At 69.5% G+C, this 16,509-nt stretch carries 4 protein-coding genes and 2 pseudogenes; 1 reads left to right on the top strand and 5 read right to left on the bottom strand.

The features are described 5' to 3' along the window. Window positions 1-14 precede the first annotated feature (14 nt). The 4 genes and pseudogenes from MCHLDSM_RS28620 to MCHLDSM_RS28600 form a co-directional block, all read right to left on the bottom strand. A complete protein-coding gene (locus MCHLDSM_RS28620) occupies window positions 15-2,237 on the bottom strand; it encodes a hypothetical protein (protein WP_131722705.1) in 2,223 nt (740 codons plus the stop codon). A 139-nt stretch (window positions 2,238-2,376) separates the two neighbouring features. Continuing rightward, a pseudogene (locus tag MCHLDSM_RS39925) lies at window positions 2,377-2,970 on the bottom strand (HNH endonuclease signature motif containing protein); the annotation flags it as partial. A gap of 1 nt (window position 2,971) precedes the next feature. Then, the coding region (locus MCHLDSM_RS39920; RefSeq protein WP_268782310.1) for a DUF222 domain-containing protein at window positions 2,972-3,829 on the bottom strand (858 nt) is incomplete at its 3' end. A gap of 84 nt (window positions 3,830-3,913) precedes the next feature. Further along, window positions 3,914-4,507 (bottom strand): class I SAM-dependent methyltransferase, encoded by a 594-nt coding sequence (locus MCHLDSM_RS28600; protein ID WP_048473192.1) that lies wholly within the window; start codon window positions 4,505-4,507, stop codon window positions 3,914-3,916. Between the two features lie 114 nt (window positions 4,508-4,621). On the opposite strand from MCHLDSM_RS28600, the gene MCHLDSM_RS28595 reads away from it, so the two are divergent. Continuing rightward, on the top strand, window positions 4,622-6,322 hold the full coding sequence (locus tag MCHLDSM_RS28595; RefSeq protein WP_053083126.1) for an AMP-binding protein: 1,701 nt from the start codon (window positions 4,622-4,624) through the stop codon (window positions 6,320-6,322). Here the strand turns inward: MCHLDSM_RS28595 and MCHLDSM_RS39915 are convergent. Then, window positions 6,289-16,509, bottom strand: a pseudogene (locus MCHLDSM_RS39915) (amino acid adenylation domain-containing protein); the annotation flags it as partial. The gene MCHLDSM_RS28595 and the pseudogene MCHLDSM_RS39915 overlap by 34 nt on opposite strands.

Raw genomic sequence — 16,509 nt, 5'->3', positions numbered from 1 at the left:
GGGCGAGTCAGTGCCTAGCGGACGGCGGTCGGCGGGATCAGTGTCACGACGGTGTTGTCGCCGCCTCCGTGCGCGGTGAGGTACAGCGTGCCGTCGGGTGCGACGACGACAGGCACCAGTGGGAAGTAGGTGAGCGGAAGAACCTCGGTGGCGCCCGCCGGTGAGAGCGCGTACAGACTCACACCATCGATACCCGCGAGGAAGGTGTAGGCGGTGCCGTCGGGAGCGAAGACCAGGATCCGACCCGCAAAGATCGGGGTGTCGGTCAAGGCGACCGGCGTCGTCCCCGGCGCATCGAACCCGATGACGTTCATGAACCCCGATTGGTTGTCACTACCCAACAGGTAACCCGTGCCGTCCGGACTGAACTGGATCCGAGGATCGTCATACTTCACCGGACCGGACACCATCGGTGTGTAGGTGTCACTGGCCACGGCCAAGACCTGTTGCGAGGCGACTTCACCCTGGGCATATCCGAAAGCGAGGAAGACGTAGGGCGCGCCATCAGGACCGAAGAAGACCGGGCTCGTATACGAAGCGTCGTCTGGGAGCAGCACGGTGCGCGCGACGGTGCCATCGGGATCGAGCACGGCGAGATACCGCCGCCCGGCGGACTCATAGGTGACGTAGCCCTGTTCGCCGACTCGTGGCCCAGATCCGTCGACATCGAGTGGGCCGTTCGATGCCAATGTTCCAGGCAGGGTGACCGTGCCGCGAGTTCGACCGCTGTCCATGACGAGGACGCTCGTGACTTGCTGTGCCGGCGTGTCGAGCACCGCGTACACGGTTCCGCCCGGGGTCACCTGACTGTTCGATGCTCCGTCGATGGCTTGGGACGCAACGACGGTGTTGTCGGCGATCCAGGAATAGTAGGTCGTTCCTTGATAGGCGGTCTGCTGGTATCCGGTCTGGGTCACCACAACGACCCCCTGTGCAGTCACTACCGCGCGTGCCGGGAAGCCGGTGACGGTTCGCGTCACCTTCAACGTGTCGTCGAGGGTGTACAGACGAGTCTTCTCGCCGCCGAACAGAGTTGGGGTACCGACTGTCCAGTAAGCGGTTCCATCCCCGGCGAACACGGGGGCCGTGCCGGCATTGCTGCCGAAGGGCACCACGATCCTCTGCACGCGTCCGCTGGGTCGGATCATCTGCGTTGGGATACCGGTGCGCGACGAGACCAGGTAGGCCGTGCCGTCCGGTCCTGCGGTGACACCACTGGGCGCAAATGTCCGCACCGTGTTCTGGGGAGAGACGTACAGGGTGGCGAGATCCCCGTAACCGGTGGGAAAGAACGGAATGGTCCACGAGGTATCGACGAACACGGCACCGCTGGCGCTGGATGTCATGCTTTCGGCCCGGCCGAGGACGGTCGTGGTCCGAACGACACTGCCGTTCCCGTTGATGATCGAGATCGTCGACAACGTCTCCTTGTCGTTCAGGGTCACCAGGACCAGCGATCCGTCAGGCCTACCGACGGCCTGACAGTCCGGCTCTGGGAGGCCTGCGATCGCACGCGATGTCGCCAGCAGTTGTCCATCGGGAGTGAGAACGCTGACGCGGGTGACGTCTGACGACGACGAGGATCGGGTGGTGACCTGATACGCGATTCCGTCCCCGGCAATGGCGACCGGACCAGCGGGTGAACCGTCGACCGACACGGCGATGGTGGCTGCCGGCTCTGCAGTGAACAGTCCGGTCGTCTGCTTTGAACTCTGGCGAATACCAACCCTGTTCGTGTCTTGGTTCTCGGTGTGCCGCCGTGCATAGGCCAGCATCGACGTCGCCAGGGGCGATTCGACTGGGGAAGTGGGGTGATCGGTACCCAGTGATGACGGCCGCGGCGCGAAAAGGTGTTTGCGGGCAATCGCCGGTCGGGGTCCTGACTCGATGGAGGCGGATGCTGGCGACGGGGCAGCGGTGTCGGTTGCGCTGTGCCCGAGCGATACTCGCACAGACCGGTGTCTCTGCGTAGCAGTCTGTCTGGATCCGGCGCCGGATGACGATGAGGTCCTGGCCGTTCTCGTGTGCCCCGACGCTGCACCGGCCGATGCAGCGGCCGACGTTTCGCCGCTCGGCTCCGCCCATGCCACGGCCGGCAACCAGAAGATCGCGGCACCGACGCCCAACGATGCGGCCAAGGCGCCGACACGCCCCGCGTGTGTGCCCCACCCCGGCGCGAGCTTCCTCGCCAAAGGACTGCGAGCCATGTCTCCACTCCTCTCGATGGTGGGCATCATCGAGTAATCGTCACGCCGGAAGCCGGCCGGCACTAATGCCCAAGGGCGGGACCTGCAAGGGACTTTCGGCACACCACTGGGGCGCGGATCCGACGCATTCGTGACGCATTCCGCACGTCGGGCACCATCGCTTCTGCGCCTACGGTCCTTGGTCGTCCTCCGGCAGGAGGTGGCGTTCGGGGTGGTGGTAGCCGTTGACGCGGTGTTGGCCCCGGTCGAGGTCGGGTGGGGGGATCCATTCGGTTTGGCCTTTGGTGTTTCGGTGGGTGGTCCACTCGGTGGTCTCGATCATTCGGTTTTCCGGGCCGCAGGCCAGGGTCGTGGTGTCGACGTCGGTGCGCCCGCCGTTCTTCCAGTCGGTGAGGTGATGGACCTGGCACCAGTAGCCCGGCACGGTGCAGCCGGGCCTCGTGCAGCCGCGGTCACGCGCGTGCAGCACGATCCGTTGCGCCGGCGAGGCGATGCGTTTGGTGCGGCCGAGGTAGAGGGCTTGGCTGGTGTGGTGATCGAACACCGCCAGATAGTGATAGGCGTGCGCGGCCATCCGGATCAGATCGGCCATCGGCAGCAGGGAGCCGCCGCCGGTGACCGCCACCCCCGCCCCCTTCTCCAACTCCTGCAAGGTCGTGGAGACGATGACGGTGACGGGTAATCCGTTGTGCTGGCCCAGCTTCTTGGAGCACAGCGCCATCCGGCCGACCGCGAGCCAGGCGTCGTGGCGACGCTGCGCGGGNGGTGACGGGTAATCCGTTGTGCTGGCCCAGCTTCTTGGAGCACAGCGCCATCCGGCCGACCGCGAGCCAGGCGTCGTGGCGACGCTGCGCGGGGCTGCGAGTGTCGGTACGGCGCTGCTGCTCGTCGGGTTGGCCGTCGATGCAGGGCTGCTCGTCGTCGGGGTTGCAGGCGCCGGGGGCGGCGAGTTTGGCCTCGAGGGCTTCATAGACCGCCCGCCATTCCGGAGTCACCCAGCCCGACAGCTTGCTCATCCCGTCGGCCTGCTGCTCTCCCAGGGTGACACCGCGGCGGCGGGCGCGTTCGGCGTCGGTGGGTTCGGGACCGTCCTGATCGATCTTCGCCGCCAACCGCTCGGCCGCCTTCTTCAAGTCCTCGGGCTTCAGGCCCGCCCCCACCGAGGCCAACTGGCGGTCCGCGGCGGCGCGGGTGCCGACATCCACCCACGAGGGCAGCTTGTCGTGAAAGGTCGCGATCACCGCCACATGCTCGGCATCCAGGGCGCCACGGGCTTGGGCGGCGGCGGTGGCCTCCCACACCGGCGCCAACGGCTCCCCGCTCATCGCTTGCCGCGGACCCAAAGAAGCGGCGTGGGCCAGCCGGCGTTTGGCCTCACGATCAGAGACCCGCAGCGCAGTGGTGAGCACCGTCTTCCACGACGACTCACCCAACCGGCGCGGCTGGGTCTCGGCGGTCAGCCTCGCCAGCACCCGATGTTCCAGGGTGGGGACGCTGCGCAGCACGGTCGTCACCTCTGCCAACAGCTCCACCAGCTCGCGGTGGGACAGGGTGTCGCAGGCGTCGTGCAGCATCGCGATCTGCGACCGGATCGCCTCCACCGCGCTCGCGACTTCCCCCATATATCGAACACTAGTTCGAACCACCGACATGTCCGCCGCGATTTGTGACAGCAGAAACGCAAGTGGCCAAACATTCTTGAGAGGTCACGCGGCCGGTTTCCGCCACCGCATCAGGTAGCGGTAGTACAGCGCACGGCGGATCGTCACGCCCGGCAGTACCTCCCCGGCGGTGCGCCGGATCTCGTCGAGCCCGTGGCGCGGCTCGGCCACCACCAGACCGACGTCACGCCGTTCCCGATGCAGCCACGACCCCACCCGCACGGCAGGCAGACACGCACCTGACCAAAGCCAGTCACGCACAGTCGTATTCGCGCTCAACCCCACCACCGCGAGTTCGCCGTGCGGCCGCAACATCGCGCGAGCCTGCACCAGCGACGCGCGCAGGTCGAGGTGGTGGAGGCTGGCGACGAAGGTGATCACATCGAACTGTGCCGGAGGGTAATCGGCGAAGCCGGCTTCGACGACGGACACGTTGTCCACCGCCGCCAGCCTGGCGCGCGCCCGGTGCGTCGCCGCGGGGTCGGTGTCGATGCCGACGACCGTCCGCGACACGGGCGCAAGGCGTTGCGCGAGCAATCCGTCACCACAACCGACATCGAGCACATCACCGTGGTGCGTCGCGGCGAGAGAGACCAACCACGGATGGTAGGCGGTGTTGTGGTTCCAGTAGTCGGCCATGGGCTCCTCCCCGAGGGCACCGTACCGCGCTGATCTGTCGACTCCGCCTGCGCGCCCGCGCGATTGACCTAAGCTCGGTACGTCGTGCCGGCCGCGGGCGGAGGTGTTCCTGTCGTGAAGGAATCGCCGCTGCTCGCCGTGCTCCGTGAACGGGCCAGCCTGCAGCCCAATGACGTCGCCTTCACCTTCCATGATGACGACGACGGCGAGGAGTCGATGACGTGGGGGCAACTGCACCGCCGGTCGCTCAACCTCGCCATCGACATGCAGGAGCACACGTCGGTCGGTGACCGGGCCGTCATCCTCGCCCCCCAGAGCCTCGAGTACGTCGTCGCATTCCTCGCCGCCCTCCAGGCGGGCGTCATCGCTGTGCCCCTGTCGGTTCCGCTCGCCGGGATCCACGACGAGCGCATCACCGCCGTCCTGCGGGACGCGTCCCCGACGGCGGTGCTGACCACATCGGCGGTGGCGCACAGCGTCGACCCCTACACCGCGGGGGATGCGCAGGCGCCCGTCGTCATCGAGCTGGACACAGCGGATCTCGACGCGCGCAGGTCCGGCGGGGCGCGTCGGGATCGGCCCGACACCGCATATCTGCAGTACACGTCCGGATCGACGCGCTCTCCCGCAGGCGTCGAGATCACCCACGCCAACCTGGCGGCGAACTGGAAGCAGATCGTCGGGGGCATCCTGCCCGATTACCGGATGCCGAAGACGGTGGTGTCGTGGCTGCCGTTCTACCACGACATGGGGCTGATGCTGGGTCTGTGCGCAGGGGTGATGGGCGGCTGGCCGACAGCGGTGATGAGCCCGCTGTCGTTTCTCGCGCGGCCAGCCCGGTGGATGCAACTGGTCGCGCGCAGCCCGCAACCGTTGACCGCCGCTCCCAACTTCGCGTTCGAGCTCGCCGCCGCGCGCACGTCCGACGAGGAAATGGCCGGCCTCGACCTCGGCCACGTGCTCCACATCCTCAGCGGTGCCGAACGCGTCAGCGAAGCCACCCTCACCCGCTTCACGCAGCGCTTCGCCCGCTTCAACTTGAACCCGGCCGTGGTGAGGCCGGCCTACGGTCTCGCCGAGGCGGTTCTATACGTTGCCGCGCATCCGCCCGGCCCGCCAACGGAATTCGTCCATTTCGAGCCCGACGAGCTCGCGGCCGGTCGCGCCGTGCGGTGTCGTGACGGTACCCCGCTGGTGAGCTACGGCGTGCCTGGGTCGCCGAGCGTACGCATCGTGGATCCTGACACCGCCGCCGAACTGCCCCCTGACACAGTGGGGGAGATCTGGGTGCGCGGAGACAACGTGAGCCCCGGTTACTGGCGCCGACCAGCCGAGTCGGCACGCGTCTTCGGGGCGACGATCGTCACGGCCTCGCCGGACACGCCACCCGACGGGTGGCTGCGGACCGGCGACCTCGGATTCCTCTCGCGCGGTGAGCTTTTCATCGTCGGCAGGATCAAAGATCTCCTGATCGTGCGCGGGCGCAACCACTATCCCGACGACATCGAGGCGACCACCCGGGAGATCTCCGGCGGCCGCGCGGCGGCCATCGCCGTCCTCGACCAGAACACCGAGAAGCTGGTCGTCATCGTGGAAGTCAAGAGGCGCGGCCAGTCCGACGACGAGTTGGCCGACACGCTTCGCACCGTGCGGCAGGAGGTCACCTCGGCGATCTCTCATGCGCACGGGGTCGGCGTCGAGGACGTGGTGCTGGTGGCGCCGGGCTCGATCCCGATCACGACGAGCGGCAAGGTCCGGCGCGCGAGTTGCGTGGAGCTCTATCAGTCGGAAGGCTTTGCGCGGCTGACGTTCTGACCGTCGAGAGCTTTCCGCAACAGGTTGCCGTACAGCCGCAGGGACGCCGGGTTGAGCATGTCGTGGTGTGTGCAGTCCACCTGTTGCGCGGTGACCGTGCCCCTCACGTGACGGCGCCACCTACGGACCTTGGCGCGCGCGGCCAGCCGGGTGCGCGCGTCGAGCAGACGCGACACCGCCGATCCTGCGGGCGCGATCGTGCTGCGACCGGCGGTGAAGATCACCATGTCGCCCTCGAAATCGTGGGGGCGGAAGTGGCGCAGCAGGTGCTGGTTGCAGTTGACGCTGTGCACCATCAGATCGAGCAGTTCGCGCGGCGGCAAGGGGAACTCGGCACCGGCGTGGCTGCGCACCAGCTGCTCGGCGCGCTGATAGGTCAGCGGTCCCGACATCGCGGGAACGTCGATCCTATTGGTCCGCAGGATGTGCTGGAGCACCTGGTCTTCATCGAGGGTCACTCCGCCGGTGACCAGGCCGACGCTGAAGGCGGGGTCGAGAAGGACGAGCCGCTCGACCTGGCAACCGCGGCGCCGCAATTCGACCGCGACTTCGTGGGCCACGACGCCGCCGAACGACCAGCCGAGCAGCCGATAGGGGCCGCCGGGATGGACCGCCTGTATCCGATCGGCGTAGGTGCGTGCCATCCGCCGGATCGACGATGATTCCTGCTCGCCGTCTGCGCGCACCTGGTTGATACCGACGATCGGGCAGTCGAGATACTCACCCAACGTGCGGTAGGACCAGCTGAGCCCGAGGCCGTCGTGGATGCAGTAGAGCGGCACCCCGCTGCCCCGCCGGTAGAACTCCAGCGGGACGACCTCTTTCGCCGCGTCGCCACTGTTCAGTTGCTGGCTCAGGCTCCTGACCGATGGCGCATAGAACAGGGTGCGGACCGCCAGATGCGTGTCGAGTGCGGCGTTGATCGCAGCGACCGCCCGCATCGCCGACAGTGAATCACCGCCGAGGTCGAAGAACGAGTCGTCCACCCCGACCCGGTCCACGCCGAGCACCTGCGCGTAGACGTCGGCGATGGCCTGCTCGGTCGGGTTGCTCGGCGCCGCAAAGGTCGTCGTGGTCGACACGGGTGTGGGCAGCGCTCTGCGGTCGAGCTTGCCCGAGGAGGTCAGCGGGAACTCGTCGACCACCATGATGTGCGCGGGCACCATGTAGTCCGGCAGCCGGTCGCTCAGACGCCGGCGCAGTGCGCCGATCGTGGTGTTCAGATGCGGTGTGTTGGAGAGGCCGGCGCGGCGCGAGATGCCCTCGCGGGGGCGGTGGACATCGGTGAGGGGGCCGCCGGTGCCGGCGAGGAAGACGGCGTCGAGCGTGCCCGGTTCGTCACCCCAGGTGACAGCGACGTCGTAGCCGAGGGCGCCGGCCAGGTGGTGCAACTCGTCCGGGGTTGCGGCGGACGGGTAGGTTTCGGGTGCCGACGCGGCGGTGAGTCCACGTTCCAGGACGACATCGTCCGCCAGGCCGGCGCGCGGAATCGCCGTGATACGAACCGTGTTCGGCCGTGCCGCCGACAGCCGGCGCTCGAGTCCGGCCAGGTCCGCGCAGGAGTGCCACGTCCAGGTGGGCGCGTCGGCGACCGAGCGCGCCGGTTGCGTGTGCACGACGACGTCGTAGCGGTAGCGGGTGAGTTCGTTGTCGGCCCGGCCGCGTTTGACCCGGACATCGAGACCGCCGAGCGACGGGTGGCGTGCCGACCAGGTGGTGAAGAACTCCGGCGTCAGCAGCAATTCGGCTTCGCCGACCATCGCGCGCTGCACACGCTCACGCAGTTCGGCGGCATCGGCGTCGGGTGCCTTGGCGCGCGCCACGCCGGTCTGGAACGCCCGTTGCAGACCGTGGTGGCGGACGTCGCCGACGAACAGCGTGCCGCCGGGCGCGAGCAGATCCACCGCGGTGTCCAGCACGTCGGTCAGGTATCCGCGGTGGGGGAAGTACTGCACGATGGAGTTCAGCACGATCACGTCGAAGGAACCCCGCACCAGCCCGTCGGTGACGTGCGCGGGCTGGGTGAGCAGCCGGACCCGGTCGCGCCACGGCACCGCCGAGCGCTGCAGCGATCGGCGCAGGCCGTTCACCGCGACCGCGGACATGTCGGTGCCGACGTAGTGCTCGCAGTGCGGGGCGACCTGCGACAGCACCAGCCCCGTGCCCACCCCGATCTCCAGCACGCGGCGCGGTCGCAGCGCGAGGATCTGATCGACTGTGGCAGAACGCCACTCGACCATCTCCTCGAGCGGGAGAGGCTCCCCGGTGTAGCTGCTGTTCCAGCCCCGGAAATCCATGCCGAACTCCGGCGGTGCGGCTCCGTCGTAGAGATCGTCGTACATCTGTTGCCACTCGTCGACGACCGCGCCGTCGTGCTCGGCGCCGGACACGTCATCGAGGGTGACATAGGCGACGAGTTGACCGCCCGATCCGGCGTCGTGCACGGTCGCGACGGCCTGCGTGACCTCGGGGCAGGCCAGCAGGGCGTTCTCGACCTCACCCAGTTCGATGCGGTATCCGCGCACCTTGACCTGATCGTCGGCTCGGCCGACGTACTGCAGCCTGCCGTCGGCGTTCCAGCTGACGAGATCGCCGGTGCGGTACATCCGGCTCCCCGGCACACCGAACGGGCAGGCGACGAACCGGGACGCCGTCAATCCCGAACGGCGCCAGTATCCGACGCCCACGCCCTCGCCGGCGACATAGAGGTCGCCGACCACGCCCGCCGGCACGGGATGCAGCGACGCGTCCAGGACGAAGAAGGCGAGATTGGCCAGCGGCACACCGACGGGGCTGGCATTGCTCTCGGCGTCGCGATCGGTGATCTCGTCGAAGGAGGCGTGCACGGTGGTCTCGGTGGTGCCGTACAGATTGATCATCCGCGGCCGGCCCCGGTGGCGGGTGAGCCAGGTCCGCAGCCGCCGGGGCTCGAGTGCCTCGCCGGCGAACAACACCGCCTCGAGAGCGAGTTCCCCACTCTCAGAGCCGTTCTGGGCGTCAGCGGTCTGCAGGGCGTAGAACGCCGACGGCGTGCGGCTGAGCACCGTGACCTGCTCGTCGACCAGCAGGGCGCGGAAGTCCTCCGGGGACCGGGCCACCGACTCCGACACCACGACCAGCCGTCCGCCGGTCAGCAGCGCGCCCCACATCTCGCACACCGACACGTCGAAGGCCAGGGAGTGGCACTGGCTCCACACCCCGCCGCGCAGCACGTTTACATCGAGGGACTCCAGCAGTTGCGTCACGTTGCGATGTGTGATCGCAACACCTTTCGGCACTCCGGTGGTGCCGGAGGTGTAGATGAAGTACGCGAGGTCGTCGGGGCCGGGCAACGGCAGGGCGGTGTCGGGCTGCGCGGAGATCCCGGGGTCGGCGATGTCGACGACGGGAAGGTCGAAGCCGTCGAGCCGCCCCCTCAGGTGCCCGGTGGTGACGGCGGCGACGGGGGTGGCGTCGGTCATCATGAACTCGACCCGACCCACGGGCACGACCGGGTCGATCGGCAGATACGCCGCACCGGTTTTGAGGACCGCCAGGATGGCGACGATGGCGTCGGTCGACCGGGTGAAGAGCACGGCGACGGCCCGGCCGGGCGCGGCTCCGTATCCGGTGAGCAGGTGCGCCAGCCGGGTCGACCGGTCGTCGAGTTCGCGGTAGGTCACGGACCGGCCCTCGAACGTCACCGCGCTCGCGTCGGGGGTACGGGCCACCTGCGCTGTCCACTGCGCGGGCAGCGACGCGGCGGCGGTCGGTCGCCTCGTCAGCGCCGCCCTGTTCCCCCATGCGTCGAGGCGCGTGCGGTCCGACGCGTCGAGAATGTCGACGGCGGAGAGCCGGTGGTGCGGATCGGCGGTCAATGCGGTCAGGACCCGCTCGAACTGCGTCAGCAGACGCCGGATGGTGCTCGCCTCGAAGACGTCGGTGCGGAACTCCACCACGCCGCAGATCCCGTCGGGCTCGCCCGCCCCGGTGAACCGGTCGGCCAGGTTGAACAGCAGGTCCATCCGTGCGGTGTGGGTGTCTGCGCCCATCTGGGAGACGGTCAGGTCACCCAGCGCCAGACCGCCGGCCGCGTCGCCACTGCCCGCGAAGTTCTGCCAGGCCAGCATGACCTGGATCAGCGGTTGACGGGTCAGCGACCGGGCGGGGTTGAGCCGTTCGACCAGGACCTCGAACGGCACGTCCTGGTTCTCGTAGGCGGCGAGGCTCTGCCGTCTGACCTGGGCGAGCAAGTCGGCCAGCGTCGGGTCGCCGGCCAGATCGACCCGCAACACCAGCGTGTTGACGAAGAACCCGATCAGCTCCTCGAGAGCCGGGTCGCTCCGGCCTGCGATCGGAAAGCCCACCGCCACATCCGAACTGGCGCTGATCTTGGACAGCAGCACCGCCAGCGCGGTCTGGATGACCATGAAACTGGTGGCGTTGTGCGCCCGCGCCACCTCCCGCACGCGCTGCTGCAGCGCCGCCGGCCATTCGATGTCCACGGTCGCGCCGCGGTAGTCGGCGACCGCGGGGTAGGGCCGATCGGTGGGGAGGTTCAGCTGCTCGGGCATCCCGGCGAGCGCGTCCTGCCAGTACGCCACCTGCGCGGCGATCGGGCTGTCGGCGTCGTCGAGATCGCCGAATTGCGCGCGCTGCCAGAGGGTGTAGTCGATGTACTGCACCGGCAGCGACGCCCAGCCGGGCGGCCGGCCCGCGGTCCGGCCGGCGTAGGCGATCCCGAGGTCGCGCACCAGCGGCGCGATCGACCACCCGTCGGCGGCGATGTGGTGCACCACGATGCCGATGGCGTGCTGATCGGGTCCGAGCGCGTAGATCTGCGCCCTGATCGGGATCTCGGCCGACAGGTCGAACCGGTGACCGGCCATCGCCGTGAGCTCGCCGACGGCTTCCGGCTCCGACAGGGCCACCACGCCGTGGTCGCGGTGCCGCCACATGCCGGGTCGGGCGGGAAGCACCTGTTGGTGCGGCACACCGTCGACCTCGGGGAACACCGTCCGCAGCGATTCGTGCCGGGCGATGACGTCGTCGAGTGCCGCGCCGAGGGCGTCGACGTCCAGGGGGCCGTCGATCCGGAACACCGTCGGCATGTTGTAGGTCACGACCCCGCCGACGAAGCGGTCGAGGAACCACAACCGGCTCTGCGCGAACGACAGCGGGACCCTGGAGGGACGGTCGACGGGCACGAGCGCTGCCCGGCGACCGGCGCCGGTGCGCACCCGCGGTGCCAACTGGGCGACCGTGGCCGCGTCGAACAACGTCCGCACGGACAGGTCGGTGTCCAGCCCGGCGTTGATCGTGGTGACCAACCGCATGGCCGAGATGCTGTCGCCGCCGAGGTCGAAGAACGAGTCGTCGATGCCGACACGGTCGAGGCCGAGGATGCCGGCGAAGGTCGCGGCGAGGATCTCCTCGACGGCGTTGGTGGGGGCACGGTAGGGGCCGCCCCCGGCCGGGTCGGGCGCCGGGAGCGCCCGCACGTCGAGTTTCCCACCGACGGTGAGCGGCAACGTCTCCAGCGCGATGATGTCCGACGGCACCAGATACGACGGAAGCTGTTCGGTGAGCCGGGCACGGGCCTCGGCGGGGGTGACCGTGCCGGTGATGTAGGCGGTGAGCCGGGCGGCGCCGGGCTGGTCGCGGCGGGGGACGACGGCAGCGCCGGTGACGCCGTCGATCCCAGTGAGCGCCGCGGTGATCTCCCCGAGTTCGATGCGGTAGCCGCGGATCTTGACCTGATCGTCGGCGCGGCCGAGGTAGTCCAGCTGACCGTCGCTGCGCCAGCGCACCAGGTCGCCGGTGCGGTACATGCGCCCACCCGGCCGGGCGAAGGGGCAGGGCACGAACCGGGTGGCCGTCAGACCAGGCCGCCCGACGTAGCCGACGGCGACGCCGGGACCCGCGACGTAGAGCTCACCGACAGCGCCGACGGACACCGGCCGCAGCCAGTCGTCGAGGACGAACAGCGCCGACGTGACCACGGGTCCGCCGATCGGCGCGGCACCCGAGCCGGGGCGCAACGGTGCGCTCATGGCCGCGTAGACGGTGATCTCGGTGGGGCCGTACGCATTGATCAGGGTGCGGCCGGGTGCCCAGCGGTCCACGATGTCGGCCGGGCAGGCTTCCCCGCCGAGGAGTACGGCGACCGCGTCGAGCCGTTGCGGGTCCAAAGCGGTGATCGCCGAGGGCGTTTGGGTCAGCACGTTCACGCATTCGGCGGCGAGCAGTTCACCGAACCGGTCCGGGGACGAGGCGGTGTCCTCGTCGACGATGACGAGGCGGGCGCCGCTGAGCAGGGCGGCCCAGATCTCCCAGACCGAGAAGTCGAAGGCGTACGAGTGGCACTGTGTCCACACCTGCTCGTCGGGCAGGGACGCCGGGAGGGACGCCGCCAGGTGTGCGACGTTGGCATGCGTCACCGCAACGCCTTTCGGCGTGCCGGTGGTCCCCGAGGTGTAGATCAGGTACGCGACGTCGGCCGGGTCGGGGTCGGGCAATGCGGTGGCGGTGTCGTCGGGCGCGGTCTCGCCCAGGTCGAGGATCGGGAGCGCGTGGCCGGCGAGCCTCGCGCGCAACGCATCGGTGGTCAGCACCGCGACGGGGTCGGCGTCGGTGAGCAGGAAACGCAGGCGGTCCGGCGGTACGGCGGGATCGATCGCGAGGTACGCCGCCCCGGTCTTGAGGACGGCCAGCATCGCGACGACCGCGTCGGCGCTGCGGCCGGTCAGCAGCGCGACGCAGGCCCCGGGCCGGGCACCGTGCCGGATCAGCCTGTGCGCCAGCAGGTTCGAGGAATCGTCGAGCTCACGGTAGGTCAGCATCTGCCCATCACAGCTCAGCGCGGCCCGGTCCCGGCTGCGCAGAACCTGCGCGGCGAACAACGCCGGCACCGACGTGGCCTCGCCGGACGCCAGCAGCATGGCGCGGTTGCCGAGGCGATCCAACGTGTCGCGCTCGCCGGCGTCCAGGACGTCGATCGAGGACAGCCGCCGCTGCGGGGCGGCGATCATCGCCGACAGCACTCGCTGGAAGCGGCGCGTCACCCCGTCGATCACTGGCGGCTCGAAGACGGTGGCGTCGTATTCCATGCGCAGTCCGAGTTCACGTCCCGGCATGGCCTGCAGCGTCATCGGATAGTGGTTCGTCTCGCGCGCTGTGACGGCGGTGATCGACAACTCGCCGACGCCGCCCATCGCGGTGGCGTCGACCGGATAGTTCTCGAACACGAACAGCGTGTCGAACAGCTGCTCCTGGCCGGTGATGCGATGAATCTCGGTGAGCGCCAGGTGCTGGTGATCGAGCGTGCGGTGGTGCGCGTCGTGCAGGTCGGCGAGCAGGCCGGCCGTGGTCGTGGCCGGCGTGAGACGGGCGCGCACCGGGATGGTGTTGATCATCAGACCCACCATCGATTCCGCGCCCGGTACCTCGGTGGGGCGGCCGGACACCGTGGTCCCGAAGACGACGTCGTGGTGCCCGGTGAGCGACGCCAGCGTCTGGGCCCATGCGGCCTGCAGCACGATGTTGACGGTGGTGTGGTGGGCGCGGGCGAGATCGGTCAGCGCACCGGTGGTGGTCTCGGGCAGTCGGGAGCTGCTGCTGCCCCTGGCTCCGGTTCCGGGCCGACCGGGCGGGCCGACGAGCGTGGGCGCGTCGAGGCCGTCGAGCACCTCCCGCCACGCGGCGTGTGCGGCGTCGGCATCGCGATCGTCCAGCCACTCGACGAAGCGGCGGAACACCGGTGGCGCCGGTAGCCGCCGGCCGAGGTAGCCGGCGAAGATCTCCTGCAACAGGATCGGCAGCGACCACCCGTCGAGCACGATGTGGTGGTTGGTCAGCACCACCCGGTGTTCGTCGGAACCGCTGCGCAGCAACGCGACCCGGAACGGCACACCGTCTGTCAGATCGCAGACCGCGGCACGTTCGGCTGCGCACACCCGCTGGACGTCGTCCTCGTCGGCGACGTCGACACAGCGCCAGGGAGCCTCCGGGGCCGCGGCGATGATCTGGACCGGCGGGTCGTAGCCGTCGGCGAACCGGGCGACGAGCGTGGGATGGCGGTGTACGACGGCGCGCACGGCGTCGTGCAGCGCGTCGGCGTTCAGCGGCCCGGCAATGGAGATCTCCAGTTGCATCGCGTACAGGTCGCCTCCGACGCCGAACTCCCGTGCGGTTCGGGCGTGGAAGAGCAGGCCCTGTTGCACCGGCGTCAGCGGAAGGATGTCGCGCAGCAGATTCCGGTATTCGAGGGCGTCGATCTGGTCCTGCGTCAGGACGGCGGGCGCGACGTCGGAGGGGGTGAGGCCGCCGCCGCCGTTGCCGACGTGGAGGCAGATCCCGGTGAGGGCTTCGGTCCAGAGCGTGTTCAGGCGGCCGATGTCGTCGTGGGTCAGCACGGAGGGGGCCCAGGTCCACGTCGTCGTGAACTCCGGACCCGCACCGCTGTCGACGGCGACCGCGGTGAGTTCCACGGTGTGGCCCAGTGGCATCGAGATCCGCCCGGCTGCCGCGGCGTTCGTCATGCCGTCGGGGCTCGGACGCCAGAGGTCGGTGTCGTCGGGGCCGAGGTGGCCGGCGCGGCCGAGGTAGTTGAAGCCGATCGTGGGTTCGGGTCCCTCCAATCCACTGTCCGGGGTGAGGTGGCGCAGCAGACCGTAGGTGAGCCCGTCGGGCAGGGCGCGCAGTTGTTCCTTGGCGCGTTTGACGACGTCGCCCACCACGGCGCCACCGGAACCGAAGTGCGTCCAGTTCGGGCGCTGAACATGGACGGCCACAGGGTATTTCGTGGTGAACCATCCCACGGTGCGGGACAGGTCCAGGCCGGGGGACAGGTCCTCGACGCGGCCGTGCCCCTCGACGTCGATGCCGATAGGGTCCCCGCTGCCCTTGAACTCGGCGCACGCCAGTGCGAGGGCGATCAGCAGGATGTCGGTGACGCCGGCGTGGAACGCCGCGGGCACGTCGCCCAGCAGCCGCCGTGTGGTCTCGGTGTCCAGCGTGGCCGTGACACTCGCTGCGCCGGCGTAGGTGTCGACGTGCGGGTCCGGCGGCGATAGGGCGGGCGGGGCGGCCAGGACAGCGCGCCATCTCTCGGCGGTCGCGGCGACGGCGGGGGAGGCGGCGTGTTCGGCCAGCATCGCCGCCCAGGTGCGGAACGAGGTGCCGGTGATCGGCAGGGTGGCGGGGTGTCCGGTGCGGTGGTGTGCCCAGGCGATGTTGAGGTCTTCGAGCAGGATCCGCCAGGACACCGCGTCGACGACCAGGTGGTGCACGATCAACGCGACCTCACGGGTCGACTCCACGAACACCGCGCGCAGCATCACGCCGGCCGCCGGATCCAGCTCTGCCCGTGCGGAGACGAGCGCCTGCTCGATCAGTTCCGCGACCGTGCGCACGCATTCGGTGGCGTGGAGGGTCTGCGGTTCGGGGACCGTCAGCGTCCCGTCGTCCTCGAGGCGGGCGCGCAGCATGCCGTGCCGGTCGATCAGCGCCTGCAGGACGAGCACGACGTCGTCGACGCTCACGCCGGGAGGCGCCTGGACCACCATGGTCTGGTTGAACTCGGCGGTGGGACCGTCGACACCGCGCAGCCACCGCATGATCGGGGTGGCCGGCAGCGCACCGATCCCGTCGTCGACCGGCGCGTCGGCGCGCACGTCGGCCTGAACGACCCGGGCCAGGCGGGCCACCGTCTGCTCGACGAAGACATCGCGCGGCCGGCAGCCCAGCCCGGCGGCGCGCGCCTGCGCGACCACCTGCATCGACAGGATGCTGTCGCCGCCGAGGTCGAAGAAGGAGTCGTCCACCCCAACCCGGTCGAGCCCCAGGACCCGGGCATAGATACCCGTGAGGATCTCCTCGACGGCATCGGTGGGCGGCCGGTACTGCGAGGCTCGAATGCCCGGAGCAGGAAGCGCATTCGTGTCGAGCTTGCCGTTCACCGTCAGCGGCAACGCGTCGAGCGCGACGACGGCGGTGGGCACCATGGCGGAGGGCAGCCGGTCGGCCAGCGCGGCACGCACCGCGGCCGGGTCGGCGGTACCGGTGACGTACGCGACGAGGTGCGTACCGGTGGGTCCGTCGTCACGGGCGAGGACGACAGCCTGGTCGACGTCGTCGAACGCGGTGAGTGCGCTCTGGATCTCGCCGAGTTCGATGCGGTGGCCGCGGATCTTGACCTGGTCGTCGGC

It is taken from the genome of Mycolicibacterium chlorophenolicum (assembly GCF_001044235.1).
Taxonomy (GTDB): domain Bacteria; phylum Actinomycetota; class Actinomycetes; order Mycobacteriales; family Mycobacteriaceae; genus Mycobacterium; species Mycobacterium chlorophenolicum.
The sequence above is the reverse complement of the archived record's forward strand: the minus strand, read 5'-3'. Positions and strand labels throughout refer to the sequence as shown.

What these genes read in the sequence shown, in the direction of transcription:
- MCHLDSM_RS28600 (WP_048473192.1), bottom strand. Translation starts at nt 4,507, where the DNA reads ATGGCCGACTACTGGAACCACAACACCGCCTACCATCCGTGGTTGGTC.
- MCHLDSM_RS28620 (WP_131722705.1), bottom strand. Translation starts at nt 2,237, where the DNA reads ATGATGCCCACCATCGAGAGGAGTGGAGACATGGCTCGCAGTCCTTTG.